This window comes from Donghicola tyrosinivorans, assembly GCF_003003355.1.
GTDB classification, from domain to species: domain Bacteria; phylum Pseudomonadota; class Alphaproteobacteria; order Rhodobacterales; family Rhodobacteraceae; genus Donghicola; species Donghicola tyrosinivorans.
This window is the reverse complement of record NZ_PVTQ01000026.1, coordinates 12,893-37,520: the sequence shown is the minus strand read 5'-3', so window position 1 is coordinate 37,520 and position 24,628 is coordinate 12,893. Positions and strand designations below refer to the sequence as shown.

Annotated in this window: 22 protein-coding genes and 1 tRNA gene; 6 read left to right on the top strand and 17 right to left on the bottom strand. The window is 60.1% G+C overall.

The window, feature by feature from the left end; translation table 11 throughout:
• Positions 1-106 precede the first annotated feature (106 nt).
• Positions 107-864 (bottom strand): IS5 family transposase gene (locus CLV74_RS20760; protein ID WP_106268534.1). Its coding sequence is split into 2 segments (ribosomal slippage): positions 107-540 and positions 540-864, totalling 759 coding nucleotides; the frame shifts between segments, so codons are not numbered across the junction.
• A gap of 66 nt (positions 865-930) precedes the next feature.
• Entirely contained in the window at positions 931-2,118 is a 1,188-nt protein-coding gene (locus tag CLV74_RS20755) for a MalY/PatB family protein (protein ID WP_211299096.1), read from the bottom strand.
• A 91-nt stretch (positions 2,119-2,209) separates the two neighbouring features.
• On the opposite strand from CLV74_RS20755, the gene CLV74_RS20750 reads away from it, so the two are divergent.
• Positions 2,210-3,097 (top strand): LysR family transcriptional regulator, encoded by an 888-nt coding sequence (locus tag CLV74_RS20750; protein ID WP_106268531.1) that lies wholly within the window; start codon positions 2,210-2,212, stop codon positions 3,095-3,097.
• A gap of 255 nt (positions 3,098-3,352) precedes the next feature.
• Complete coding sequence (gene rsgA / locus CLV74_RS20745) at positions 3,353-4,387, top strand: ribosome small subunit-dependent GTPase A (protein ID WP_245888641.1); 1,035 nt, start codon at positions 3,353-3,355, stop codon at positions 4,385-4,387.
• Positions 4,388-4,488: 101 nt separating this feature from the next.
• On the opposite strand, the gene CLV74_RS20740 is transcribed toward rsgA, so the two are convergent.
• From CLV74_RS20740 to CLV74_RS20730, 3 genes are all read right to left on the bottom strand, one after another.
• Positions 4,489-4,803, bottom strand: a complete 315-nt coding sequence (locus CLV74_RS20740) for a hypothetical protein (RefSeq protein ID WP_106268529.1) — start codon at positions 4,801-4,803, stop codon at positions 4,489-4,491.
• A gap of 171 nt (positions 4,804-4,974) precedes the next feature.
• Positions 4,975-5,049, bottom strand: a tRNA-Gln gene (locus tag CLV74_RS20735).
• An 83-nt stretch (positions 5,050-5,132) separates the two neighbouring features.
• Complete coding sequence (locus tag CLV74_RS20730; RefSeq protein ID WP_106268526.1) at positions 5,133-5,642, bottom strand: SH3 domain-containing protein; 510 nt, start codon at positions 5,640-5,642, stop codon at positions 5,133-5,135.
• Between the two features lie 98 nt (positions 5,643-5,740).
• Between CLV74_RS20730 and CLV74_RS20725 the strand changes: the two genes are divergently transcribed.
• From CLV74_RS20725 to CLV74_RS20715, 3 genes are all read left to right on the top strand, one after another.
• Positions 5,741-6,727 (top strand): 2-hydroxyacid dehydrogenase, encoded by a 987-nt coding sequence (locus tag CLV74_RS20725; protein ID WP_106268524.1) that lies wholly within the window; start codon positions 5,741-5,743, stop codon positions 6,725-6,727.
• Between the two features lie 4 nt (positions 6,728-6,731).
• Entirely contained in the window at positions 6,732-7,208 is a 477-nt protein-coding gene (locus tag CLV74_RS20720; protein WP_106268522.1) for an Lrp/AsnC family transcriptional regulator, read from the top strand.
• A 131-nt stretch (positions 7,209-7,339) separates the two neighbouring features.
• A complete protein-coding gene (locus CLV74_RS20715; protein WP_106268520.1) occupies positions 7,340-8,710 on the top strand; it encodes an aminotransferase class III-fold pyridoxal phosphate-dependent enzyme in 1,371 nt (456 codons plus the stop codon).
• An 82-nt stretch (positions 8,711-8,792) separates the two neighbouring features.
• On the opposite strand, the gene panB is transcribed toward CLV74_RS20715, so the two are convergent.
• Positions 8,793-9,602 (bottom strand): 3-methyl-2-oxobutanoate hydroxymethyltransferase, encoded by an 810-nt coding sequence (gene panB, locus CLV74_RS20710; RefSeq protein WP_106268518.1) that lies wholly within the window; start codon positions 9,600-9,602, stop codon positions 8,793-8,795.
• Positions 9,599-10,444 carry a pantoate--beta-alanine ligase gene (gene panC / locus CLV74_RS20705; protein WP_106268516.1) on the bottom strand — a complete coding sequence of 282 codons (846 nt, stop codon included), beginning with the start codon at positions 10,442-10,444 and terminating at the stop codon, positions 9,599-9,601. The genes panB and panC overlap by 4 nt, the downstream gene beginning before the upstream one ends.
• 179 nt (positions 10,445-10,623) lie before the next feature.
• Here panC and CLV74_RS20700 point away from each other — a divergent pair, with 179 nt between their 5' ends.
• Positions 10,624-13,125, top strand: a complete 2,502-nt coding sequence (locus tag CLV74_RS20700) for a GcvT family protein (RefSeq protein ID WP_106268514.1) — start codon at positions 10,624-10,626, stop codon at positions 13,123-13,125.
• A gap of 77 nt (positions 13,126-13,202) precedes the next feature.
• Here CLV74_RS20700 and CLV74_RS20695 read toward each other — a convergent pair whose 3' ends face one another.
• The 10 genes from CLV74_RS20695 to xdhA form a co-directional block, all read right to left on the bottom strand.
• Complete coding sequence (locus CLV74_RS20695) at positions 13,203-13,643, bottom strand: EF-hand domain-containing protein (RefSeq protein WP_106268512.1); 441 nt, start codon at positions 13,641-13,643, stop codon at positions 13,203-13,205.
• A gap of 67 nt (positions 13,644-13,710) precedes the next feature.
• On the bottom strand, positions 13,711-14,052 hold the full coding sequence (locus CLV74_RS20690; protein WP_106268510.1) for a carboxymuconolactone decarboxylase family protein: 342 nt from the start codon (positions 14,050-14,052) through the stop codon (positions 13,711-13,713).
• Positions 14,053-14,120: 68 nt separating this feature from the next.
• Positions 14,121-15,230: an NAD(P)/FAD-dependent oxidoreductase gene (locus CLV74_RS20685; RefSeq protein ID WP_106268508.1), complete on the bottom strand. Its 1,110-nt coding sequence runs from the start codon at positions 15,228-15,230 to the stop codon at positions 14,121-14,123.
• 135 nt (positions 15,231-15,365) lie between these two features.
• On the bottom strand, positions 15,366-16,439 hold the full coding sequence (locus CLV74_RS20680; protein ID WP_106268506.1) for a BMP family ABC transporter substrate-binding protein: 1,074 nt from the start codon (positions 16,437-16,439) through the stop codon (positions 15,366-15,368).
• Positions 16,440-16,475: 36 nt separating this feature from the next.
• Entirely contained in the window at positions 16,476-17,396 is a 921-nt protein-coding gene (locus CLV74_RS20675) for an ABC transporter permease (RefSeq protein ID WP_106268504.1), read from the bottom strand.
• Positions 17,396-18,478, bottom strand: a complete 1,083-nt coding sequence (locus tag CLV74_RS20670) for an ABC transporter permease (RefSeq protein WP_106268502.1) — start codon at positions 18,476-18,478, stop codon at positions 17,396-17,398. The genes CLV74_RS20675 and CLV74_RS20670 overlap by 1 nt, the downstream gene beginning before the upstream one ends.
• A complete protein-coding gene (locus tag CLV74_RS20665) occupies positions 18,471-19,988 on the bottom strand; it encodes an ABC transporter ATP-binding protein (protein ID WP_106268500.1) in 1,518 nt (505 codons plus the stop codon). The genes CLV74_RS20670 and CLV74_RS20665 overlap by 8 nt, the downstream gene beginning before the upstream one ends.
• Positions 19,955-20,812: a xanthine dehydrogenase accessory protein XdhC gene (gene xdhC, locus CLV74_RS20660; protein WP_245888640.1), complete on the bottom strand. Its 858-nt coding sequence runs from the start codon at positions 20,810-20,812 to the stop codon at positions 19,955-19,957. The genes CLV74_RS20665 and xdhC overlap by 34 nt, the downstream gene beginning before the upstream one ends.
• A gap of 25 nt (positions 20,813-20,837) precedes the next feature.
• Complete coding sequence (gene xdhB, locus CLV74_RS20655) at positions 20,838-23,195, bottom strand: xanthine dehydrogenase molybdopterin binding subunit (protein WP_106268496.1); 2,358 nt, start codon at positions 23,193-23,195, stop codon at positions 20,838-20,840.
• Positions 23,192-24,568 (bottom strand): xanthine dehydrogenase small subunit, encoded by a 1,377-nt coding sequence (gene xdhA, locus CLV74_RS20650; RefSeq protein ID WP_106268494.1) that lies wholly within the window; start codon positions 24,566-24,568, stop codon positions 23,192-23,194. Before xdhA ends, xdhB begins: the two co-directional genes overlap by 4 nt.
• Positions 24,569-24,628: the final 60 nt, after the last annotated feature.

Sequence of the window (24,628 nt, the reverse complement as noted above, 5' to 3'; positions counted from 1 at the left end):
ATCCTCCATTTGGGTTCAATACGGGGATGGCGACAGCAAGGCGCTCATCTGACAAGTGGCAACGGCGGTGCGCGACGCAGGCCCCGTTACAGCATCTCATTGAGCTTCACAACCGGAAGGTGACGGTCGCCGCGAGTGCGATTGCCGAGAACAAGGTTTGTGGACATCGGTCGTAACGGGTCGCTACCCGCCTCCAGTCTTTGAGGCGACCGAAAACGATCTCGATCTGGTTACGCCTCTTATACCTGCGCTTGTCGTAGCGGACAGGCGTTTTCCGTTGCTTCCGGCCTGGGATGCAAGGGTGTATCTTCTTGTCCTGCAACGCTTCTCTGAACCAGTCGGCATCGTAGCCGCGATCTCCGAGAAGCCATTTCACGTTGGGCAGCCTACTGACGAGGGCACGCCCCCCGATGTAGTCGCTGACGGGACCGGCGGTCAGGAACAAGTCGATGGGACGGCCTTGGCTGTCGCAGATGGCGTGCAATTTAGTGTTCATACCGCCCTTGGTTCTGCCGATCAGGCGCCCGCGCCCCCCTTTTTGGCGGCCATGCTGGTCGCTGTTCGGTGAGCCTTGAGGTATGTCGCGTCGATCATCACGGTCGTCTTCTCACCGTGTTCCGCCGCCAGCCCGGCCATCATCCGCGCGAAGATGCCTTTCTCGCTCCACCGCTTCCACCGGCTGTAGAGCGTTTTATGAGGGCCATATGCAGCAGGCGCGTCACGCCAACGCAAGTCATTGCGAATGAAGAAGATTAACCCACTCAAAACACGTCGGTCATCGACGTTCGGCTTGCCGTGGAACTTTGGGAAGAAGGGAGAAAGACGCGCCATCTGCGCGTCCGTGAGACAGAAGAGATTGCTCATGTCACCTCTCGTTTTTCGAACCGTGAATCATTCCGTCATACGGAAATCAATGGGTCCTGAACCTGTTTACAAAGCAGCTTTCAATCGCGCCAACGCCTCATCCACGGTGGCGCGGGGGCAGCCGAGGTTCACACGCATGTAGCCATGGCCCTCAAGGCCGAACTTGTGGCCCTTATCCAGCCACAGGCGGGCTTTGGTCAGCATAAAGTCTTCTAGGTCATGGGCATCCAGCCCCAAAGACCGGCAGTCCAGCCACGCCAGATAAAGCGCATCCGCAGGCACCACATCAAGGCCCATCCCCCGCACACCAGCAGCGAAATGGGCGTGGTTGGCGCGTAGGTGATCCAGCAACTGCTCTAGCCACGGGGCGCCGTGTCGATAGGCGGCTTCGGCGGCGATCATGCCCATCACGTTCACCATCGGGAACATGTTGCGGTCATACTGGCGCTTGAAGGCGTCGCGCAGGTGTGGGTTCGGGATAAAGACGTTGGCGCTTTGCAGGCCCGGCAGGTTGAAGGTCTTGGACGGCGCGGTGCAGGTGATCGAGTTCTGCGCGAAAGCATCCGACAGGCTGGCAAAGGGCGTGTGCCGCAAGGCGGGGTTCAGCACCAGATCCTGATGAATCTCGTCCGAGATGACGATGATCCCGTGACGGGCGCAGATCTCTCCCATCGCGGTCAGGTCTTCGGCGGACCAGACGTTGCCGGTGGGGTTGTGCGGGTTCGACAGGATGAAAAGTCGGGTGTTCGGGGTGATTGCTCCCTCGAACACAGCAGCATCAAAGCGGTAGCCCTGTTCGGTGCGCACCAAAGGCGCGTTGACCGGAAAGCGGCCGTTCAGCAGCACATCGTCGCGGAAATGGGCATAGACCGGCGGTTGGATCAGCACCCCGTCACCGGGGGTGGTGAAGGCCTGCACAATGACCTTGATCGCAGTGATAATCCCTGAGGTCTGCACAACCCATTCGGGCGCGACGTCCCAGCCAAAGCGCTGCGCCTGCCAGTCCACAACTGCCTGAACGTATGAGGGGCGCGCCCCGTTAGGATAGCCGAAAACGCCCTCTTCGGCGTGGGCGACAAGGGCATCAATGACCGGCTGGGGCGCACGGAAATCCATGTCCGCAACCCACATGGGCAGGGGATCGGCAGCGGCTTGCGCTGGCGTCAGTTGCCATGACTGCGCACCCCACTTCATGCAGTCGGTGCTGCGCTGGATCACGGTGTCAAAGGGGCTGGGGGTACTGTCAAAGCTCATCGCGGTCTCCTGTGCTGTGAAGTGCAGATTAGCGATTTCATGACATGAACAAAAATGGCATGTTTTCATTAAACCATGAAGGACGTGCATAATGCTGGACCGCCAACACCTGACTATTCTGCGTAGCGTGGCCCGTTATGGCAGCGTCACCGCCGCTGCGGGGGCCATGAACCTGAGCCAGTCCGCAATCAGCCACGCCATCGCCAAGCTTGAGGATCGCCACAGGGTCAAGCTGTGGCGGCGCAAAGGCAGGCGGCTTGAGATGACACAGGCGGGCCGGTACCTGCTGGAACTGGCCGAACGTATCGTGCCCGAACTGGAACACGCCGAGACCGTGCTGGCCGACATGGCCAAAGGGCGGCGCGGGTCGCTGCGCATCGGGATGGAGTGTCACCCGTGTGAGCAGTGGCTGATGCATGTGGTCGGCCCGTTCTTGCAGGCTTGGCCGGCGGTGGATTTGCAGATGAAGACCGCTTTCCGCTTTGACGGGATCGCTGCCCTACAGGCCCATGAGATTGACATGCTGGTCACCCCCGACCCGATGGCGCTGAAGGATGTCACTTTCACACCGGTCTTTGACTATGAACTGGTAATTGTCCTGCCAGCAGATCACCCCTTGGCGGGGCGCGACTGTATCCAGCCTGACGACCTACAGGACCAGACCCTTTACACTGTGCCGGTGACGCCCGACCGCTTGGACATCTTCACCCGCTTTCTCACCCCCGCAGGTCGTCGCCCTGCGGCCCATGTGGGGATCGAGTCCGTTGACCTGATGCTGCAACTTGTAGCAGCCGGTCGCGGAGTGACCGTGCTACCGGATTGGCTGGTGGCGCTACAGGCAGAGCATCTGCCCATCGTCACTCGCCCCATCGGCGCGGGTCTGCAAAAGGCGATCAACCTAGGTGTTCGGGCCGAGGATCATGACATCGACTATGTGGATGCCTTCCGTCAAATTGCGTCTGGTGTTGTGCCAGAATAGCGAACTCGAAGGCGAAACCATTGATACTTCGGTCCTGACGGGAAGGCTCGGGGTCCAGAATCGGCGTGTGCAGTGGTCTAGGTGCTGCTGCTTTCACGCGGGTTTCGTTCGTCGCATGGTCGTGGGCTAGTTTCCGGGAAAGGGCGTCGACAGCAGTTTTCGTGGTGTTCTAGGCGATATGTCGCGGGCGCAGTTTAACTGCCATTTCTATCGAAACACTTGCCCTGAGCGAGCAATCGCATCATTCAGGACTCCGTGGAAAAGCAACAAAATCATATCCCCTCGGCCTTGCATGCGCTTGGCTGGACATCCGTCTTACAAGACCAGCTTGGTCCCGATGATAATGGCCTTGAGCCGATGCGCGTGGCGGCGGTGCATCGGTCTACGATAACAGCAATCTCCGTTGGGGGGCGGGTCAAACTGAGCCTGCCGGCGGGAATGACAACCGCCAATTTCGCTGTTGGGGACTGGGTTCTGGCTGACCCTCAAATTCACCAGATCACCCGTCTGCTTGACCGTCATTCGCTGCTGCAACGGCAGACGGTTGGCGCGCGGCAGTTGCAACTGATCGCGGCCAATGTGGATACGGTCTTTATCGTCACCTCTTGTAATGATGATTTCAATCCCGCCCGACTTGAGCGCTATCTGGCCCTGACCAACGAGGCAGGCACCGGCGCGGTAATTGTCCTGACCAAGGTGGATCAGACTCCCGATGTGGCAGATTTCGAACGCACGGCTTCCGGCTTGCAACGTGGCTTGCAAGTGGTCTCGATCAACGGAAAATCACAGGACGCCATTGCCGCCCTTGCGCCTTGGTGCCGCGCTGGTCAGACCGTGGCGCTGATCGGGTCTTCGGGGGTCGGCAAGTCGACTCTATTGAACACATTGGCCCGCAAATCCGAAGACGAAGCGCAGGCAACGGGCAGTATCCGCGAAGATGACGCGAAGGGACGGCACACGACCACGTCCCGTTCCTTGCACACCATCGAAGGCGGTGCTTGGGTGATCGATACACCCGGTATGCGGACCTTGCACGTGAGCGATCTGTCCACTGGTCTTGATGAGCTTTTTGCTGAAATCACGGAACTGGCCCCCAGTTGCCGATTTCGCGATTGCACACATCAACATGAGCCCGGTTGCGCTGTTCAGGCAGCGGTCGCGGCTGGAACGCTGGACGCTGCGCGCCTTGCACGATGGAGCAAGTTGCGTGTTGAGAACGAACAAAATACCCCTGTCGTGACCGGTGCGCGGGGGAACAAGAAGACCTCGGCACGGGGCAGGCGCCGTTAAGGCTGTCTGGCGAATGGTTAAATCTCCCTGACAGCGTCACTGAAGTGATTCAGATGTGCGTTCTGGCGTAGGCGTTCGGCCTTGGCCCGCAATTCGGCTATCTAAGCATCAACGGCGGCAATGTCGGTGGAGGGGGCATTTTGTCCCCTGATGATCCTGTTTAGTTCCGTACGGAGTATGTGATGAAGCACCGCATTCACGGCTGCATCGGACATGGTCTGTGTCGTATCGAGCAAGAGCTGCTTCCTTTTCGTCTCGTAAAAATCGAGCAGTTGCGCGGCCCGCGCAAAAGCTTCAGCGAGAACGTTGGTCTGCAGCGACGCACAAAACAGCGATTTGTGAGAGGCCCTCTCACCAGGCGGGGGAGAGGCCTTTGGAAGGCGTTTTCGAAAATAGAAAATCGTGCCGCGACGCATGAGATATCGTCCGGGGGCACGGGATCTGCCACGCGATTTGGAGGCAGGTCGGACAGAGGTATGTGTTACAGATTTTGTGACACCATGTGTTACACCGTCATTCGGCTGTGACACACGCATTAAAGTATGCACTTCTAAGTGCTTGTTTCGATTGGTTTTCATGGAGACAACTGGCTGGGGTGGTAGGATTCGAACCTACGGTGCGCGGTACCAAAAACCGGTGCCTTACCACTTGGCTACACCCCAGCAGCTGTGTGGGGGTATCTACTGTTGTGGGCTGGGGGGTGCAAGAGGCATTTCGGAAAAAAATCATCAAAATGGCAAAAAATTTAATCGAAGACTTCCGAAGGCTTCACGCCCCACATCTCGGTCTTGGGCAGCCAGCCCTCATAGCCCCCAACGTCTACGTGGCACCAATCGATCTCGCAGCTGTCCACGTGCAAAATGACGCCAGCTTCAAGGCGGGCCACGGCGGATGCTCCGTCAGAGGGGCGCGAATAAATCGGGGTAAGATCGTTTAGAATCAGCGCTGTGCGTTTTCCCGACAGCAACGTGTAGTGGACCCAGCCGCCCGCACCTTCGTGGTCGCGGATTCGGCGCCAGTTTTCAAACTCGGCCGTGATTTCCACCGGCAGATCGCGCCGCTTGAACACCCAATCGATGCGGTGGGTCAGGCTGGGGCCGCGGCGCACATTAGCCTCGGCAGCTTTGATGGAAACAAAGCGCGGAAGGGGCAGATTGGTAACGCTGCCCGTGGTTTCTTCGGCAAATGCGGCAACGGAAAACAGGCAAAGGGAACAAGACAGGGCAAGACGGCCCAAGGTGGCGGTGATTTTCATCTGCTCGTGCTCTTTATGTGCGTGGGTTCTTGTGCTGACCCGTATCATGGGACAGTCTGCCAGCAACGGCTCGAGTTGGAAAGATGCGGAGGCCCCGAATGCCCTCAGAGCGCCTGAAAGTGGTAGTGACCCGTCGCCTGCCGGAGGCAGTAGAGACGCGGATGAAAGAGTTATTTAACGTCACTTTACGGGACGATGATCGTCCCATGACGCGCGATGAACTGCTGGATGCGATGCGAAACACCGATATTCTGGTGCCAACGCTGACCGATCAGCTGGATCAGAGCATGATTTCTGCTGCTGGAGACCAGCTGAAGCTGATTGCGAACTACGGGGCAGGGGTCGATCACATTGACGTGCACACTGCCCGCCAGCGCGGTGTTCTGGTGTCAAACACGCCAGGTGTGGTGACAGATGACACCGCCGATATGACCATGGCGCTGATTCTGGCTGTGACTCGCCGAATCCCCGAAGGTCTGGCGATGATGCAGTCGGGCGAATGGTCCGGTTGGTCGCCGACTGCCCTGTTGGGTGGCCGCGTCGGCGGTCGCCGTCTGGGGATTTTGGGTATGGGCCGGATCGGCCAAGCGGTTGCGCGTCGTGCGCGGGCCTTTGGCATGCAGGTGCATTACCACAACCGTCGCCGCCTGCGCTCCGAGATCGAGGACGAACTAGAGGCGACCTACTGGGAAAGCCTTGATCAGATGGTGGCCCGCATGGACATTATCTCGATCAACTGCCCCCATACGCCTGCGACCTTCCATCTGATGAACGCCCGCCGCCTGAAGCTGATGAAGCCGAACGCGGTGATCGTGAACACCTCGCGCGGGGAAGTTGTGGACGAGAACGCTCTGACACGGATGCTGCGCGCGGGCGAGATTGCCGGTGCCGGTCTTGATGTGTTTGAGCGCGGCTCCGAGATTAACCCCCGTCTGCGCCAGTTGAACAACGTGGTTCTGCTGCCGCATATGGGTTCGGCCACCACCGAAGGGCGCCTTGAGATGGGCGAGAAGGTCTTGTTGAACATCAAGACCTTTGCCGATGGCCACCGTCCGCCGGATCTGGTGCTGCCGGGTATGCTATAAGCCGATGCAACGACTTGATGCGCGGGATCTGGCGATCCTGCGCACCCTTTGCACTGAAGGGCGCATTTCCAAGACCGATCTGGCCGCGCGTGTCGGCCTATCACCGACCCCTTGCTGGGAACGGCTGGCGAAGCTGGAACGGGCTGGGGTAATCCAAGGCTATGGCGCGCAGGTTGCGCTGCGGGCCATCGGGCCTCATGTGGTGATCTTTGCCACGGTCGAATTGGACGGGCACCGCGCCGAGGATTTTCGCCGGTTTGAAGCTGCGATGCAGCGGTTACCAGAAGTCACAGGTGTCTGGGCCTTGGGCGGAGGATTCGACTATCTGGTGCAGGTGATCACCCGCGATATCGACAGCTATCAACGCATGATTGACGGGCTCTTGGAGGAAGAAATCGGATTGGCCCGTTATTACACCTATATTGTTACGAAATCGGTGAAATCTGCCCCGCCTCCGCTGGATTTTCTGGCAGGGCTATAGGCGTTCTTGGCGACTTCTTGGATCAGGGCGATTGATCTGCGTGGCAGAGGAATCCTCTGGTTGGGCCGCCGCCTTTGGACACACTTTCTGTTTGCCGTGCCGTAAGTTGGGTGCAAACGAAAGGAGTTTCCATGCTGAAAAACGATATGCTTGAGCAGTGGGATCGGGACAATTTCTTCCATCCCTCGACCCATCTGGCGGAATTTGCGCGGGGCAATGCCCCTCAGAGGGTAATCAAGACAGGGCATGGAAGCACGATCGTTGATCGTGACGGGACCGAACTGCTGGATGGATTTGCGGGTCTTTACTGTGTGAACGTGGGTTATGGCCGCCAAGAGATCGCCGAGGCCATCGCAGCACAGGCAAAGGAACTGGCCTATTATCATGCCTATGTGGGTCACGGGACAGAGGCAAGTATCACCCTGTCCAAAATGGTTCTGGACCGTGCGCCAGATCATATGAGCAAGGTCTATTTCGGCCAGTCAGGCTCGGACGCGAACGAGACCAACATCAAGCTGGTTTGGTACTACAACAACATTCTTGGCCGCCCCGAAAAGAAAAAGATCATCTCGCGCTGGCGCGGCTATCACGGGTCGGGTTTGATGACCGGCTCGCTGACGGGTCTCGAACTTTTTCACAAAAAGTTCGACCTGCCGCTGGCGCAGGTGATCCACACCGAGGCGCCATATTACTATCGCCGCCCCGACGCAGAGATGACCGAGGCGCAATTCACCGCCCATTGCGTCGCTGCGCTGGAAGAGCTGATCGAGAAAGAGGGCGCAGACACGATTGCTGCCTTTATCGGTGAGCCGGTCTTGGGGACAGGGGGCATCGTGCCGCCGCCTGCGGGGTACTGGCAGGCGATCCAAGAGGTTCTTGATAAGCACGATATCCTGCTGATCGCTGACGAAGTGGTGACCGGTTTCGGCCGCCTCGGGTCTATGTTCGGCAGCCAGCACTATGGGCTCAAACCTGATCTCATCACCATCGCCAAAGGCCTGACCAGCGCCTACGCGCCTTTGTCGGGCAGCATCGTCAGCGAGAAAATGTGGAAGGTGCTAGAGCAAGGCACGGACGAAAATGGCCCCATCGGTCATGGTTGGACCTATTCGGCGCATCCCATTGGGGCTGCGGCTGGCGTGGCGAACCTCAAGCTGCTGGATGACCTGAAGCTGATCGAGAATGCGGCCAGCGTTGGCGCACACCTGAACGCCTGTATGAAGGATGCGCTTGGTGATCATCCGAATGTGGGGGAAATCCGCGGGGAAGGGATGCTGTGTGCTGTCGAACTGGTTCAAGACCGTGGCAGCCGGACGTTTTATGAAAAGCCCGGCACCGCGAGCTATCCGATCATCGCCGAGATGCTGAAAGCCGGTGTGATCGCCCGCGCTATGCCGCAGGGGGATATTCTGGGCTTTGCGCCGCCCTTCTGCCTGACCCGCGAAGAGGCCGAGCGGATCGTCAGCGTGACTGCTGATGCTGTGAAAGCCACGTTGGGCTAAGGCATATTTTTCGCCGAAAAATATGATCCCACAAAAATCTTCTGCGAAGATTTTTCTCTCCGCAGAAGATCGAGTTTAGCGATCAACGGTAAACTTCGTCTTCCGTAGGGAAGGCGCGGTTTTTCACGTCTTCGGCGTATTCACTGACGGCTTGTTCGATCATCGGACCAAGCTGACCGTAGACTTTGACGAACTTGGGCGTCCAGGGGTTCAGGCCCAGCATATCTTCCAGCACCAGAATCTGGCCGTCGCATTCTGCGCTGGCGCCGATGCCAATGGTTGGGATGTCGATTTGCTTGGTGATTTTGGCTGCCAGAGGCTCGACCATGCCTTCCAGAACAACGGCAAAGGCACCGGCTTCCGAGACCGCCTTAGCATCGGCCTCATGCAGAGGCCAGCTGTCCTCATCGCGGCCTTGGGTTTTGAACCCGCCCATGACGTGGCTGGACTGGGGGGTCAGGCCGATGTGGGCCATGACCGGAATGCCCCGTTCGGTCAGAAACCGGATGGTTTCTGCCATGCGGGCGCCGCCCTCAAGTTTGACCGCGCCGCAGGCGGTTTCCTTCATGATCTTGGCCGCATTGCGGAAGGCGACCTGCGGGCTTTCTTCATAGGTGCCGAAGGGCATGTCCACGACGATCAGCGCCCGCTTGGTGCCGCGCACCACTGCTTTGCCATGCATGATCATCAGATCCAGCGGTACGCCCACGGTAGACTCCATCCCGTGCATCACCATGCCAAGGCTGTCGCCCACCAGAATGAAATCCGCATGCTTGTCCACGATGGCTGCTGTGTGCGCGTGGTAGCTGGTCAGCGAGACAATCGGCTCGCCCCCTTTGCGGCGGGCGATCTGGGGGACAGTGATACGGCGAACCTGATTTTGAGCACTCATGGAGTAACCTCCCTTTGGTCGATCAACATAACGCCACCGACCTCGACCGAGATCATGATGGCGGTGGTGCCGGTCAGGGGACCTGAAATCTCGGCAAGCGTTTCTGCGGCGACAATATCACAGCCCACCAGCTTTGCACGGGGCTCGGCGGCGATGGTCTGTGCGATAATCCGGCGCAGGTCTCCGACTGTGGTGCCTGTCGCGGCGACGGTCTCAGCGGCCTTCAAAGATTGGCTCAGGACCACGGCGGCTTGGCGATCCTCGGGCGCAAGACGCACGTTGCGGCTGGACATGGCCAGACCGTCCTCTTCGCGCACAGTGGGCTGGCCAACAATGCGGATCGGCATGTGCAGATCGCGCACCATGCGGCGGATCACTTGTAGCTGCTGATAGTCCTTCTCGCCAAAGATCGCGACATCCGGCTGGATGATGTTAAAGAACTTGGTCACCACCGTGGTCACACCGCGGAAATGACCCGGACGAACCGCCCCGTGCAGCATATTTGCCAGCTTTGTGGTCTCGACGATGGTTTCGGAGCCTTCGGGGTAAATCTCTGTCACGTCGGGTAGGAAAACCGCATCCACCCCTTCGGCCCGCAACAGGGCCAGATCGCGGTCGGTGTCGCGGGGGTATTTGGCCAGATCGTCGGGGTTTTCGAACTGTGTCGGGTTCACGAAGATCCAGACCACCACCTTGTCGCCCTCAGCCCGCGCACGGCGCACCAGCGTCATGTGACCTTCGTGCAGATAGCCCATTGTCGGCACCAAGGCGACAACTTGGTCCGCGCTTTTGTAGCTGGCCACTTCGGCGCGAATCTCTGCGATGGTCGTGCATATTTTCATGCGAAACGGCTCCTCCGATGTTCCTGAAGGTCATATCCGTCCGTGATCAGGAGAACAACGTTTGTCGCATTGGACGTTGCGGTCGGTTTTATGCCGCAAAATGTCGGCTGGACCCTGCGGCAGTGGCCATGATCTGACTAGATAGGACAAAAGAATTCTGCCCGCAGGGAGTCCCTCTCATGAAAACCCAAGTCAAAGCTCTGGTTGTCGGTGGCGGTGCCATCGGGGCCTCGGTCGCGTATCACCTTGCCAAAGCCGGATGGGACGATGTTGTCCTGATGGAACGGGACGAACTGACAGCCGGTTCTACATGGCACGCGGCAGGTCTGCTGCCCCTGTTCAACATGAGCTACGCGGTCAGCCACATCCACCAGTACTCGGTCGAGTTCTACAAGTCGCTGGAAGAAGAAACCGGTCTGAATGCGGGCTTCTCGATCGTTGGTAACCTGCGGATGGCGCGCACCCAAGAGCGTATGGATGAATACATGCTCTACGCCTCGACCGCCGAGACCGTGGGCGTGCCCTATGAATTCCTGACCCCCGAGCAGATCAAAGAGCGTTGGCCGCTGGTGAACGTCGAAGGTCTGAAAGGTGCGATCTATCACCCGACCGATGGCTACATTAACCCTGCTGACGTGACGCAGGCGATGGCCAAAGGCGCCCGTCAGCGCGGCGTTGAAATCTACCGCAAGTGTCAGGTGGATGATTATGAGTGGACCGGCACCGACTGGATCGTGCGCGGCACCATCATGGTGGAAAAGGGCGGCAACCTAGTTCCCGGTGACGAAAAGTTCGAAATCCGCGCGGAACATGTGGTGACCTGTACCGGCAACCACGCACAGCGCACCGCCAAGATGCTGGGGATCAAGATGCCCGCCATCCCCGTCGAGCACCAGTTCATCGTGACCGAGCCCGACCCCGCGCTGGTCGAATACCGCAAGACCCATGGCGAACATCCCGTCCTGCGCGACGCCGACGCCAAATGGTACGTCCGCGAAGAGCGTGGCGGCTGGATCCTTGGCCCCTATGAGCGTGGCGCACCTGCCTGCTTTGAATATGGCGTGCCGGATAGCTTCCGTGCCGACCTCTTCCCGCTGGACCTAGAGCGGATTGAAGAAGAATACATGGCGATGATCGAGCGTATCCCCTCGACCGAGGAAGTCGGCCTGAAGGACGATTTCAACGGCCCGATCTGCTACACGCCCGACGGCAACCCGTTGGTTGGTCCCGCACCGGGCCTGCGCAACATGTGGCTGGCCGAAGGCTTCAGCTTTGGTATCACCGCCGCTGGCGGCACCGGCTACTATCTGGCCCAGATGATGGTCGATGGCGAAGCCGAGATCGACATGGCCTCGCTGGACCCCAAGCGTTTTGGCCAGAAGTGGATGACCACCGAATATGCGGCCCGCAAGAACGAAGAGTGCTATGAGCACGTCTACATTCTGCACCACCCCGATGAAGAGCGTGAGGCTTGCCGTCCCCTGCGGACCGGTCCCGCCTATGAACGTCAGAAATCCCGTGGCGCCCAGTTCGGTGTTGTTAACGGCTTTGAACGTCCCAACTACTTTGGCCCGCTGGATGCCGCGGATAACTTTGACCACGATGCCCGCAGCTTCCGCCGTGGTGGCTGGTGGCAGTACGCCGTGGATGAAGCCAAGGCGATCCGCGAAGGCGTGGGCGTTGTGGACGCAACCGCCTTCACCAAGCACATCGTCAAAGGACCCGGCGCGACTGCGTTCCTTGACTGGTTCACCTGTAACAAGCTGCCCAAGACCGGCCGCATCAACCTGACCTACGCGCTGACCGATGCGGGCACCGTCCGCACCGAATACACCATCGTGCGTCTGAAGGATGACGAATACTATCTGGTCTCGGCCGGTGCGTGGCACGAATACGATCAGGACTTCCTGATCAAATCGGTTCAGGACAAAGAGGCCGAGTTTGGCCGCATTGATGTACAGGACGTGACCACTCAGTGGGGCGTGTTCGCCATCGCAGGCCCCAAGTCGCGTGATGTTCTGAACAAGATCATCAAGGATGCAGACCCCGCAACTGCCCTGTCGAACAAGCGGTTCCCGTGGCTGTCGGCTCGTCAGATCGAACTGGGTATGTGCCCCGTCAACGCGATCCGTGTGGCCTACACTGGTGAGCTTGGCTGGGAACTGCACCACCCGATCGAGATGCAGAACTACCTGTTCGACCTCTTGGAAAAAGCCGGTGCCGAGTTCGAGATGAAGTGGGTTGGTGCCCGCGCACAGAACTGGCTGCGTCAGGAGAAATCCTACCGCGCCTTCGGGAACGAGCTTGGCCGTGACGCAACCCCGCTAGAGGCCGATCTGCCCCGTTTTGTGGATTTGTCGAAAGAGTTCCGTGGCAAGGCGGCGATGGAGGCCAAAGGCGTTCGCAGCAAGTGTGTCACCGTTCTTATCGATGGTCCGGAAGATGCCGACCCGTGGGGCCGTGAAGCTCTGTACTCGGGCGACACCAAGATCGGTCGTCTGACCTCGGGCGGCTACTCGGTCGCGTTCGGCAAGTCCATCGGCATGGCCTATGTGAAGCCGGAATTCGCTGAGGCGGGCACCAAACTGAAGGTGAAAATCCGCAACCAGCTGTGGGATGCCGAAATCACGGTAGATAGTCCCTACGACAGCAAGAACGAGACGATCCGCAAGGACGGCTAATTCGTTCAGAAGACGCAAGAAAACCCGCGCGAAGCCATTCGCGCGGGTTTTCTTTTTGGCGCTAGCCTATGGCCGGATTACTGGCGACCGAAATCCTCCGAGGTCACAATGCCATCGGTGTTGCGGTCCATCATCGCGATCCAGTCTTTGGTGCGGGTCACGAATTCGTCGCGGCTAACTTTGCCGTCGCCATCGGTGTCATTGAACGCCAGATGCATGCCGCCCTCGGCATTCTGCATGCCCCCTTGGCCCTTACCCTGACCGTGGCCGGGTTCATTGGCCATATCATTGGCGCGAGCCTCGTCGAACAGCTTGTATTCTTCGCCATCGATAAAGCCGTCTTCATCGGCGTCAAACGTGTAGAAGACATCGCCGCGACGCTCTTCGGCCTCGGCCAAGGTCACCTGACCATTGCCGTCTAGATCCCAGTTTTCGATGAAATGCGCACCGGGAGCTGCGAAAGCGGTGCCAGCGGCCAGAACCAGCGGCAGAGCGAAAGCGATACGGGGCAGGGTCATTTTGTAATCCTCAATCAGTGTAGATATTCGTAATACGGAATGCGTTTCACATTCCGTCGGTGGAATATCAAACTTTTTCGGAAAATTCGTCGTAGCACGCCAACGCCTTGGCCGCGTACATCATCGAAGGGCCACCGCCCATCTGGATCGACATGCCAAGACAGTCCGCAACCTCTTCACGGGTGGCACCGCATTTGATCAGCGCTTCGACGTGCAGGGTGATGCAGGCCTCGCATTTGGTGGCGACGGCGATCCCAAGGGCCACAAACTCTTTGGTTTTGAATTCCAGTGCGCCGTCGGCCTTGACCGCCTTGCTCAGACCGCCAAAGCCGCGGGTCACTTCGGGGATGGCTTTGTTCAGGGCGCGCAACTGGTCGCGGGTGTCTTCGATCTTGTCGGTGAAGCTCATAGTATTCTGCCTTTCGCATGTGTTTGCGGCCAGAAAACATGAGTGAGGCAGTAATACTTTGATCCGGATCAATCTTTTAGGCGATCGGGCGACAAGGCGCGTACAACCTGACTGGGCAAGGATGAATTGCGCCCGATGATCAGATCGGCCACCAGATCACTGGCTGCCGGTGCGGTCTGAAAGCCGTATCCCCCTTGTCCGGCCAGCCAGAAAAAGCCGCCATCCTGAGGGTCAAAGCCGATCACTGGGCTGCGGTCGCGGGCAAAGGTGCGCAGACCGGCCCAGTTGTTCAAAACGCGGGTGACAGGCTCGGTCACCATGTCTTCATAGCGGGCCAGCCCCTCGGCCAGCACCATTTCGTCAGGGTAGGCATCAGTCGGGGCAGAGGGATCTTCGTCCCCCGGTGAGACCAACAGATGCCCCGCATCGGGCTTTGCGTACCAACGCTCGTCAGGGGTATCGACAAAGGGCCAGTGGCGGGTAAAGGCCCCGCCCGGTGCCGGAATGCGCACGACCGACCGGCGGCAGGGGATCAGCCCGACAGGGGCAAGGCCCGCAAGTTCTGCGATCTGGTCGGCCCAAGCACCGGCGGCGTTTACGATGATGGTGGCCTTCAGCTGCCCTTGTGGCAGATCGATCTGCCAGCCCTCAGATGTGCGGGTCAGCCCCAACACGCGGGTCGAGAGGCGGAACTCGGCCTTATCGGCGCGGGCGATATTGGTGTAGTTCTGCATCAACTGATGGGTGTCGATGTCATAGGCGTCGGGCCGGAAAGCGGCCATTGTCACTTTGGCCGGATCAAGGATCGGAAAATAGACGGTGGCGTCCTCGACCGAGACACGGGCCAGACCGCCTTGGGCGGCGGCACGGGCGAAACGCTCTTCCTCGCCAGCTTGGCCAAGCAGCAGAAGGCCGCGCTTACGCAGCACGCCGCCATTGGCAAAGTGCAGATGGTCGCCGCTGGCGCTGGTCATGGACTGGATGATTTGATTGCCGTAGCCCGCCAGATACATCGCCGCCGACCGGCCCGAGGCGTGGTAGGCCATATGCTCTTCGGCTTCCAACACAACAACACGGCCAAAAGGGGCTAGGGCGGCAGCAGCAGACACACCGGCGATTCCCGCGCCGATGATCGCGAAATCATAGCTGGACGATTGCTTGCGCGCCCGTCCCAGCATTCTGCCGAAAAGTCCTGTCATCCGTGACGCCGATTATGATTTTGTCGATGGCGTGTGTGCTCGGACGCGATTGTGCAACGAAAACGCCGCGCCTGAAAGGTCAGACGCGGCGTTTGTAATCACATTTGACGAATTTTACTGGGGAATCTCGCCAGTGATGCCTTCAACGTAGAAGTTCAGGCCTGCCAGCGTGCCATCATCGGCCACTTCGCCCTCTGCCAGCCATGCGCTGCCGTCCTGCTTGTTCAGCGGACCGGTGAAGGGATGCACGTCGCCCGAGGCAATCGCGGCCTTCAGAGCCAGCGCCGCTTCTTTCACGTCTGCGGGCACTGCGTCGGTGATTTCACCGATGCCCACCATGCCTGCGCCGATGCCGGCCCAAGTGTCGGTGCTGGTCCAGGTGCCGTCCATGACCGCTTTGGTGCGCTCGATGTAGTAGGGCGCCCAGTTGTCGATGATCGACGAGACGCGCGGCATGGGCGCATATTCCGCCATGTCCGAAGCCTGACCGAAGGTGTAGACGTTGCCAGCCTCTGCCGCTGCCGCCTGAGGTGCGGTCGAGTCGGTGTGCTGCAGGATCACGTCCGCACCCTGTTCGATCAGCGCCTTTGCCGCGTCAGCTTCTTTCGCGGGGTCGAACCAGGTGTAGGCCCAGACGATCTTGAATTCGACATCAGGGTTAACTTTTTTCGCCTGAATATAGGCGCTGTTGATGCCGCGGATCACTTCGGGGATCGGGAACGAGCCGATGTAGCCGATGATGTTCGACTTGGTGATGTTGCCCGCGATCAGGCCCTGAACGGCGCGGCCTTCATAGAAGCGCGCCGAGTAGGTCGAGACGTTGTCTGCGCGCTTGTAGCCGGTCGCGTGCTCGAATTTCACGTTCGGGAATTTGGAAGCCACGTTGATGGTGGGGTCCATGTAGCCGAACGAGGTGGTGAAGATCAGGTCCGCGCCTTCCAGCGCCATCTGGGTCATCACGCGCTCAGAGTCCGCGCCTTCGGGAACCGATTCAACGAAGACGGTTTCGACCTTGTCGCCGAACTCGGCTTCCACAGCCAGACGGCCTTGGTTGTGTTCATAGGTCCAGCCGCCATCGCCGACGGGGCCAACGAAGACAAAGCCGACTTTGGTTTTGTCTTCGGCCATCGCGGCCGATGCAACGCCGAGTGCCAGCGCGGCGGTCGCCAAGGATTTGATTAGTTTCATGGTGGGTGCTCCCCTGTTGGTGGTCTTTTTATCGCCTCAGCTTGAGGCGTGGAACGGACGGCCAAGCGATGCCGGTGCCCCGCTGCGGTCTTTCGACATGATCACCAAGGCGATGATCGTGACCACATAGGGGGCCGAGGCAAGATACTCGACCGGAATGCTGACGCCTGCGGCTTGCAGGTTCAACTGCAAGACACCGACGCCACCGAAAAGATAGGCGCCAAGGACAACGCGTCCCGGCTTCCAACTAGCAAAGACAACGAGGGCAAGGGCGATCCAGCCGATGCCCGCCGTCATACCTTCGGTCCATTGAGGCACGCGCACAAGGCTGATGTACGCGCCGCCCAATCCGGCCATCGCGCCGCCAAAGGCGATGGCGGCAAAGCGGATCAACACGACCTTATAGCCAAGGGCGTGGGCCGCATCATGGTTCTCGCCCACGGCGCGCAGGGTCAAACCCGCGCGGGTGCGCTGCAAGAAGAACCAGATCGCCACGGTCATCGCCAGTGCGAAATAGACGATGATGTCATGGCTGAAGAACGCCCGTCCGATGATCGGCAGATCGGCCAGCGGGCCAAGGTCCAGCTTCGGGGTCGAAGGCGGCTTGATCCCCACATACTCGCGCCCCAGCAGGGCCGAGAGGCCAAGGCCGAACAACGTTAGCGCCAGACCAGAGGCCACTTGGTTCGCCAGAAATACCTGCGTCAGCAGGGCAAACAGCATGGACAGCACCGCGCCCGCGACAGCGGCCAGCAAGAAGCCCATCCAAGGCGATCCGGTTTCCACGGTGATGATAAAGCCGCAAACCGCGCCGGTGATCATCATGCCCTCAACCCCAAGGTTCAGAACGCCAGCGCGTTCCACCACAAGCTCGCCCAAGGCGGCCAGCAGCAGGGGGGTGGCGGTGATCATCAGGCTGGCCACCAGCAGGACCGGGTTGATCGAAGAAAGATCCATCACACGGCCTCCTTGGTGCTTCGGCGAAAGCGGTAATTGGTCAGCATGTCCATCGCCAGCAGGAAGAACAGCAGCATGCCTTGGAATAGCTGGATCGCCGCTAAGGGCAGACCCATCTGGCTTTGCGTAATCTCGCCGCCCACATAGGTGATCGCCAGCAAAAGACCCGCCAGCAGAATGCCGATGGGATTCAGGCGGCCAAGGAAGGCCACGATGATCGCGGTAAAGCCGTAGCCCACGTTGAAATCGATGCTGACTTGGCCCGCAGGGCCTGCAATCTCGAAGAGGCCCGCCATACCGGCCAGCGCGCCGGACAGACCCATACAGATCAGGATCATCCGACCGGGGTCCACACCTGCAAACTTGGCCGCGCGGGGGGCGATGCCTGACAGGCGCAACTGAAAGCCGAACATGTGACGGGTCAGCATGACATAGGCAAAGATCACCGCAATCAGCGCCGCCGCCACGCCCCAATGCATGCCGCTACCTGCAAAAATCTCTGCGTTATGGGCGCTGGGGTATTGTTGCAGGTTGCGCGAGCCGGGAAAGCCCATGCCTTCGGGGTTCTTCATCAAACCCAGCGCCATCGAGGCCAAGATCTGCTCGGCCACATAGACCAGCATGAGCGAGACCAGAATTTCGTTGGTGCCGAATTTCACCTTCAGATAGCCGGGGATCAGCCCCCAAAGCATCCCGCCTAACGCGCCCGCAATCACCATGAGGGGCAGCAGGATGGGCAGTTCCATCGGATAAAGCGCCAGCGCAAGACCCGCGCCTGAAAGGGCACCCATGATGTACTGACCTTCGGCGCCGATGTTCCAGATGCCTGCGCGAAAGCCCATCGATAGACCGATTGCAATCAGCACCAGAGGCGCGGCTTTGATCATTAATTGCGGCCGATAGTAAAAGGCGTATTCGCCGAACAGCGGCTCATAGAAAATCTTGGCGATGGCCTGAAACGGGTTCACCCCCAACAGTCCAAACAACGCGCCGCCCACGATCATCGTCAGCGCAACCGCCATGATCGGCGCGGCCCAGTTCCACGTTTTCGAAGGCGAGGCGCGTTTTTCGATCTTAAGCATCGGCCACCTCCATCCCGTGCGCGCCGCCCATCATCAGGCCGATCTCCTCAACCGTCAGGTCAGCGGTGGCGCGAATAGGGGACAGCTTGCCCTCATTCAGCGCGGCGAAGCGGTCGCTGATCTCCATCAACTCGTCCAGATCTTGTGAAATACAAATGATGGCAGCCCCATCGGCGGCCAGATCCAGCAGCGCTTGCCGGATCGAGGCCGCTGCGCTGGCATCCACCCCCCATGTGGGTTGGTTGACCACCAGCACGTGGGGCTCTTGCAGCACCTCGCGGCCAATGACGAACTTTTGCAGGTTGCCCCCCGACAACGCACGCGCGGCCACCTCTGGCCCCGGCGTGCGCACGTCGAAATGGTGGATGATGTGTTCGGCAAAGCCTTTGGCGGCGGCCCAGTTGATCCAGCCACCTTTGACCAGCGCCTGACGCTTGGAGCCTGTCAGTAGGGCGTTCTCGGTCAGGGTCATTTCGGGGGCGGCAGCGTGGCCCAGACGTTCTTCGGGTGCGGTCAGCAGGCCGCGGTTGCGCCTGCCGGTCGGCCCCATCGCACCAACCGCAGTACCTTGCATTACAATGGCACTGGCATCCGTCAGGACTTCGCCGGACAGAGCCGCCAGCAGTTCATCCTGACCATTGCCCGCTACGCCGCCGATCCCCAGAATTTCACCCATGCGCAGGGAAAAGCTGATGTTTTGCAGCCGCGTTCCAAAGGCCTGCGTGGGCGCTATGGTCAGGTCGTTGACTTCAAGCAGAACGCCGCCCGGCTCGTGTGCGCGGCGCTCAGGTGGGCGCAGGCTAGAGCCCACCATCATCTCGGCCAGTTCGGCTGCGGTTCGTTCAGCAGGGGTGCAGGTGGCCACCTTTTTCCCAAGGCGCAGGATCGTGGCGGTGTCACACAGGGACCGGATTTCTTCCAGTTTGTGCGAGATATAAAGGATCGCGGTGCCCTCTGCCGACAGCTTGCGCAGGGTCTTGAACAGAATTTCTACCTCTTGCGGGGTCAGAACGCTGGTCGGTTCATCCATGATCAGCAGCTTGGGGTCCTGTAGCAGACAGCGGATGATCTCGACCCGCTGGCGCTCACCTGCCGAGAGGTCCCCGACAGTGCGCTGCGGGTCCAGCGGCAGGCCATAAGCTTTTGATACGGTGCGGATTTTATCGGAAAGCTCACGGCGCGGCGGCGGGTTGTCCATGCCAAGGGCCACATTCTCGGCCACGCTCAGGGCATCAAAGAGGCTAAAGTGCTGGAAGACCATCGCAACGCCAGCCGCACGGGCCGCGTTGGGATCAGCGGGACTGAAGGGCACGTCATTCAGGGTCATCTGGCCACTGTCCGGTGCAACCAGACCGTAGATCATCTTGACCAGCGTGGACTTGCCCGCTCCGTTCTCGCCAAGCAGCGCATGGACTTCGCCCGGCTGGATGTCGAAGCCCACATCACTGTTGGCGACAACGCCCGGATAGGTTTTGGTCAACCCCGAGAGTGAGAGGAGTGCTGTGCCCACTGTGTCCCGTCCCTGATGATTTCTTGTTCGTTTGATGCATTTAGTAGCGCAGCAGCGACACCAACGGCAATGGCTTGCGGGTGTTTGCCAAGGCGCGGATCGCCGATGGGGCATGTAATGCGCGATATCGCGTCGCTGCGGTGACCAAGGGTCAACAGCCGTTTCCGGAACCGCGCCCACTTGGTTTCGGACCCGATCAACCCACAGTTGCGAAATCCGTGCGAAAGCAATCTATGGCATAGCGCAAAGTCGATATCGTGGCTGTAGGTCAGAATCAGGTGATCTGCGGTTTTGGGTAAATGCGGCACCAGCTTTTCCGGCGTCTGGGCGACGGTCGGGTCAATACCCTGCGGCATCTGTTCGGGAAAGCGCTCGGGCCCCGTATCCACCCATGTGATCTGGAAATCGGGCAAGGGCGCCATGACGCTGACCATCGCCCGCCCCACGTGACCCGCGCCCCAGATCACCAAAGGTTGCCCCGCTGGGCGGATCTCCTCGGAATACTGCCGCCCGCTGATGGGAAGGCTACGGGTAAAGCGCCCTGTGTCCGGTACACCGGCCAGACGGGCTGCATCATAGGTCTCGATCAAAACGGTGACAGAGCCGCCGCAACATTGCCCCAGAGCAGGGCCAAGAGGATAAGTGCGCACCACATCGCTGCCTATGGCCTTTAGCGCCGCGCGGCTGGCTTCATATTCCAGCGCTCCCCCACCAATGGTGCCCGACTGACCGCCGTCCCAAACCAGCATCGCTGTGCCCGCAGGGCGCGGCACCGATCCGCGTACATCCAGCAACACAATTCGCGCCACAGTTCCGTGGGCCATGATTGCGCGTTCTAGCTCGGCCCGATCAAACATCGCCGCGCACCCGCATGATCGCCGCCAGCACGCGCTCGGGCGTCGCGGGGGCATCCAGCGCCGGATAGGCGCTGCCACATGCCGCGATCGCGTCCGATAGTGCCAGAAACACCGAGACCCCAAGATTGAATGGCGGCTCTCCCACTGCTTTTGACCGGTGAATGGTGCGCTCTGGGTTGTCCGCATCCCAGAGTGCCACGTTAAAGACCTCAGGCCGGTCCGAAGCCGCAGGGATCTTGTAGGTTGAAGGCGCATGGGTCCGCAGCCGCCCCTTGTCATCCCAGACCAGCTCTTCAGTGGTCAGCCAGCCCGCCCCTTGAACAAAGCCCCCTTCGATCTGACCCAGATCAATCGCTGGGTTCAGACTTCGCCCCGCATCATGCAGGATGTCCGTGCGCAGGATGCGATATTCTCCAGTCAGCGTGTCTACCACCACCTCGCTACAGGCCGCCCCGTAAGCAAAATAGAAAAACGGCCGCCCGTCGCCTTTGATGCGATCCCAGCTGATATCGGGCGTCTTGTAAAACCCCGTGGCCGAGAGGCTGACACGCGCCTCATAACACTGCTTGGCGGCCTCGGCGAAGGGGATACGGGTATCTCCGATCCGCACCGAACCATTGGCAAATAGCACCAGCGCTGGCGTCACCCCATAGGCACGTGCCAGATGCTCTGCCATCCGCGCACGGATTGTCCGGCAGGCGGCATCCACGGCCATTCCGTTCAGATCGGTCCCCGAAGACGCCGCCGTGGCCGAGGTATTGGGCACCTTCGAGGTATCTGTTGCCGTCAGCCGCACCGCATCGGTACTGACCCCGAAACAGGCAGCCGCCACTTGCCCCACCTTGCGATAAAGGCCCTGACCCATCTCGGTGCCTCCGTGGTTCACCGCGACCGAGCCATCCTGATACACATGCACCAAAGCCCCCGCCTGATTCAGATGGGTCAACGTGAACGAGATCCCGAATTTCACCGGCGTCAGGGCAATCCCACGCTTCAAGATCGGATTGGCGGCATTCCACTCGGCAATCTTCGCACGGCGCCCTGTAAGATTGCAGGTGTTCGCAAGCGAGCTGGTCATCTCGTGCAGGATAAAATCCGTCACCTCCTGTCCATAAGGGGTGATCTGCCCTTTCATCTTGGTGGAAATACCTTCGGGGGGGCGCGGCGTCGCCGCGTGGGGGGCAGACAGCCCCCCCGCGCCCCGTCCCATAGGCGCATAGTAATTGCGTTTGCGCACGTCGGTCGGGTCTCGGCCGGTGGCGTGGGCGATATGATCCAGCACCCGCTCAATCCCCAGTAAGCCCTGCGGGCCGCCAAAGCCGCGGAAGGCGGTGGCGCTTTGCATGTTGGTGCGCAGGCGGTGGCTCTCGATCCTGACGTCTTGCAAGAAATAGGCGTTATCCGCATGCAGCATGGCCCGATCGGCAACGGCAAGGCTTAGGTCCTGCGCCCACCCGCAGCGGGTGTATTGCCAGAACTCGATCCCTTGAATGCGCCCTTCATCATCGTGGCCAACGCGGTAGCTGATGCGGAAATCATGGCGCTTGCCGGTGATGACCATGTCGTCATCCCGATCATAGCGCATCTTGCAGGCGCGGCCTGTTTGACGCGCGGCCACGGCACAGGCGACGGCCAAGGCGTTGCCCTGACTTTCCTTACCGCCAAAGCCCCCGCCCATCCGGCGCACCTCGACGCGGACACCGTGCATGGGCAAGCCCAAGGCCTCGGCCACTTTGTGCTGTATCTCGGTGGGGTGCTGGGACGAGCTATGCACTACCATCTCGCCGCCTTCTTGTGGCAGGGCAAGGGCGGCTTGGCTTTCCAGATAGAAATGCTCTTGCCCGCCCATCTCGATGGTGCCTTCCAGCGCATGGGGAGCAGCTTTGATTGCTGCAGCCGCGTCTCCTTGGGAATAGATGCGGGGGCCTTCTTCAAAGCGGCTGTTTGCGGCCAGAGCCACATCAATCGACAGGATCGCAGGCAAAGACTTATAGCGGACCTGAGCCAGCCTTGCGGCCTTGCGTGCTGCCAGATGGCTGGTGGCGACGACCAGAAACAAGGGCTGCCCCACATAATGGACCTTGCCGGTGGCCAGCAGTGGCTCATCATGGATTGAGGGTGAGACATCGTTTGTGAAGGGTAGGTCGTCGGCGGTCAGAACTGCCACCACGCCATCTGCCGCGCGGACGGCTGCCAGTTCCATCGCGATGATGTCGCCGTGGGCGCATTCCGACAGGCCAAAGGCCAGATGCAAGCAGCCCTGCGGGGTGGGGATGTCGTCGATATAGCGCGCATCCCCTGTCACATGGGCAACGGCGCTGTCGTGGGGCAAAGAGGTGCTGACGCTCATGGTTGCACCTCTAGCACGCGGGTGCGGGCACCAAGGTCTTCCAGATAATAGCGGGTCAGCAGGTTGCGGGCGACCTCCAGCCGGTAATTGGCGCTGGCGCGCATGTCCGACAGGGGGGCATAGTCCTTTTCCCACGCGGTCCATGCCTGCGCGATAGCCTCTGCACCCCAAGTCTCGCCGATCAGGGCGGCTTCTACGTGGTGGGCGCGTTTGGGGATGCCCGCCATGCCGCCAAAGGCGATACGGGCGTCAGTGACTTTGCCGTCCTCGACCGTGATGTTGAACGCCCCGCAAAGCGCCGAGATGTCCTGATCAAAGCGTTTCGATATCTTGTAGACCGCCAGACGATCCGGTTGCCGTGGGATCGATAAAGCCTCAACGAATTCACCCGGTTCGCGATCCTGCTTGCCGTAATCCAGAAAGAACTTCTCTAGCGGGATCGTGCGCCGCTTGTCGCCCTTGCGCAGGTGCAGCTTGGCATTCAGGGCGATCAGGGCAGGCGGGCTGTCCCCGATGGGCGAGCCGTTGGCGATGTTTCCTCCCACAGTCGCAGCCGCCCGCACCTGCGCCGAGCCGAAGCGGCGAAGCATCTCGGCAAAGTCCGGGTGGTGGGCAAAGATCACCGCGCGAAGTTCTTCAATCGTGACGGCGGCGCCGATGCGGATGGAGTCATCGGTCACCTCGATCTGGCGCAAATCCTCACAGCGGTGCAGGAAGGCCACTGGCCCCAAATCGCGCAGCTGCTTGGTGACCCAAAGCCCTACATCGGTGCCGCCCGCGATAATGCGGGTATCGGGATCTTTTTCCAGCAGGGCGGCAAGCGCATCGGAGGACCCCGGCAGGGCCGGGGCCGCCTCATCGCTTGCGGCGGCTGTCACAGCCGCCAGATCGCCGGTGATCCACGTGGGCGCTGGAGTTTTGGCCGCAGCCTCGGCGGCGCGGATGATTGGCGCGTAGCCAGTACAGCGACACAGATTTCCTGCCAGCCGGTCGTTGAAATCCATGGCCCCGTTCGCGTGGGCCGTCGCCATCGAGGCGATAAAGCCCGGTGTGCAGAACCCGCATTGGCTGCCGTGGTGGTCCACCATTGCCTGCTGGACAGGGTGCAGCCCGCCATCATCGGCGCGGATGCCCTCAACCGTGCGGACCGCTTTGCCGTGCAGTTGGGGCAGGAACAGAATGCAGGCGTTCATGGCGCGCAGGCCAGCGGCATCCTGTACCATCACCGTGCAAGCGCCGCAGTCCCCTTCGTTGCAGCCTTCTTTGGTGCCGCACAGGCCGCGATCAAGGCGCAACCAGTCCAGTAGGGTCGTCGTGGGCGAGACCTCGGCCAGATCCACTGTCTCTCCGTTCAGAAGAAACGAGATATTCATACGTGAAACCCGTCGCCTTACCCGTTGGCCCGTAGATGCCTGCCTTCGATGCGACGTAGA

What these genes read in the sequence shown, in the direction of transcription:
- panC (WP_106268516.1), bottom strand. Translation starts at nt 10,444, where the DNA reads ATGAAAATATGCACGACCATCGCAGAGATTCGCGCCGAAGTGGCCAGC.
- CLV74_RS20700 (WP_106268514.1), top strand. Translation starts at nt 10,624, where the DNA reads ATGAAAACCCAAGTCAAAGCTCTGGTTGTCGGTGGCGGTGCCATCGGG.
- CLV74_RS20730 (WP_106268526.1), bottom strand. Translation starts at nt 5,642, where the DNA reads ATGAAAATCACCGCCACCTTGGGCCGTCTTGCCCTGTCTTGTTCCCTT.
- CLV74_RS20685 (WP_106268508.1), bottom strand. Translation starts at nt 15,230, where the DNA reads ATGCTGGGACGGGCGCGCAAGCAATCGTCCAGCTATGATTTCGCGATC.
- CLV74_RS20725 (WP_106268524.1), top strand. Translation starts at nt 5,741, where the DNA reads ATGCCCTCAGAGCGCCTGAAAGTGGTAGTGACCCGTCGCCTGCCGGAG.
- xdhA (WP_106268494.1), bottom strand. Translation starts at nt 24,568, where the DNA reads ATGAATATCTCGTTTCTTCTGAACGGAGAGACAGTGGATCTGGCCGAG.
- CLV74_RS20755 (WP_211299096.1), bottom strand. Translation starts at nt 2,118, where the DNA reads ATGAGCTTTGACAGTACCCCCAGCCCCTTTGACACCGTGATCCAGCGC.
- CLV74_RS20715 (WP_106268520.1), top strand. Translation starts at nt 7,340, where the DNA reads ATGCTGAAAAACGATATGCTTGAGCAGTGGGATCGGGACAATTTCTTC.
- xdhC (WP_245888640.1), bottom strand. Translation starts at nt 20,812, where the DNA reads ATGGCCCACGGAACTGTGGCGCGAATTGTGTTGCTGGATGTACGCGGA.
- CLV74_RS20720 (WP_106268522.1), top strand. Translation starts at nt 6,732, where the DNA reads ATGCAACGACTTGATGCGCGGGATCTGGCGATCCTGCGCACCCTTTGC.
- CLV74_RS20670 (WP_106268502.1), bottom strand. Translation starts at nt 18,478, where the DNA reads ATGCTTAAGATCGAAAAACGCGCCTCGCCTTCGAAAACGTGGAACTGG.
- CLV74_RS20740 (WP_106268529.1), bottom strand. Translation starts at nt 4,803, where the DNA reads ATGCGTCGCGGCACGATTTTCTATTTTCGAAAACGCCTTCCAAAGGCC.
- CLV74_RS20680 (WP_106268506.1), bottom strand. Translation starts at nt 16,439, where the DNA reads ATGAAACTAATCAAATCCTTGGCGACCGCCGCGCTGGCACTCGGCGTT.
- CLV74_RS20690 (WP_106268510.1), bottom strand. Translation starts at nt 14,052, where the DNA reads ATGAGCTTCACCGACAAGATCGAAGACACCCGCGACCAGTTGCGCGCC.
- xdhB (WP_106268496.1), bottom strand. Translation starts at nt 23,195, where the DNA reads ATGAGCGTCAGCACCTCTTTGCCCCACGACAGCGCCGTTGCCCATGTG.
- panB (WP_106268518.1), bottom strand. Translation starts at nt 9,602, where the DNA reads ATGAGTGCTCAAAATCAGGTTCGCCGTATCACTGTCCCCCAGATCGCC.
- CLV74_RS20675 (WP_106268504.1), bottom strand. Translation starts at nt 17,396, where the DNA reads ATGGATCTTTCTTCGATCAACCCGGTCCTGCTGGTGGCCAGCCTGATG.
- CLV74_RS20750 (WP_106268531.1), top strand. Translation starts at nt 2,210, where the DNA reads ATGCTGGACCGCCAACACCTGACTATTCTGCGTAGCGTGGCCCGTTAT.
- CLV74_RS20695 (WP_106268512.1), bottom strand. Translation starts at nt 13,643, where the DNA reads ATGACCCTGCCCCGTATCGCTTTCGCTCTGCCGCTGGTTCTGGCCGCT.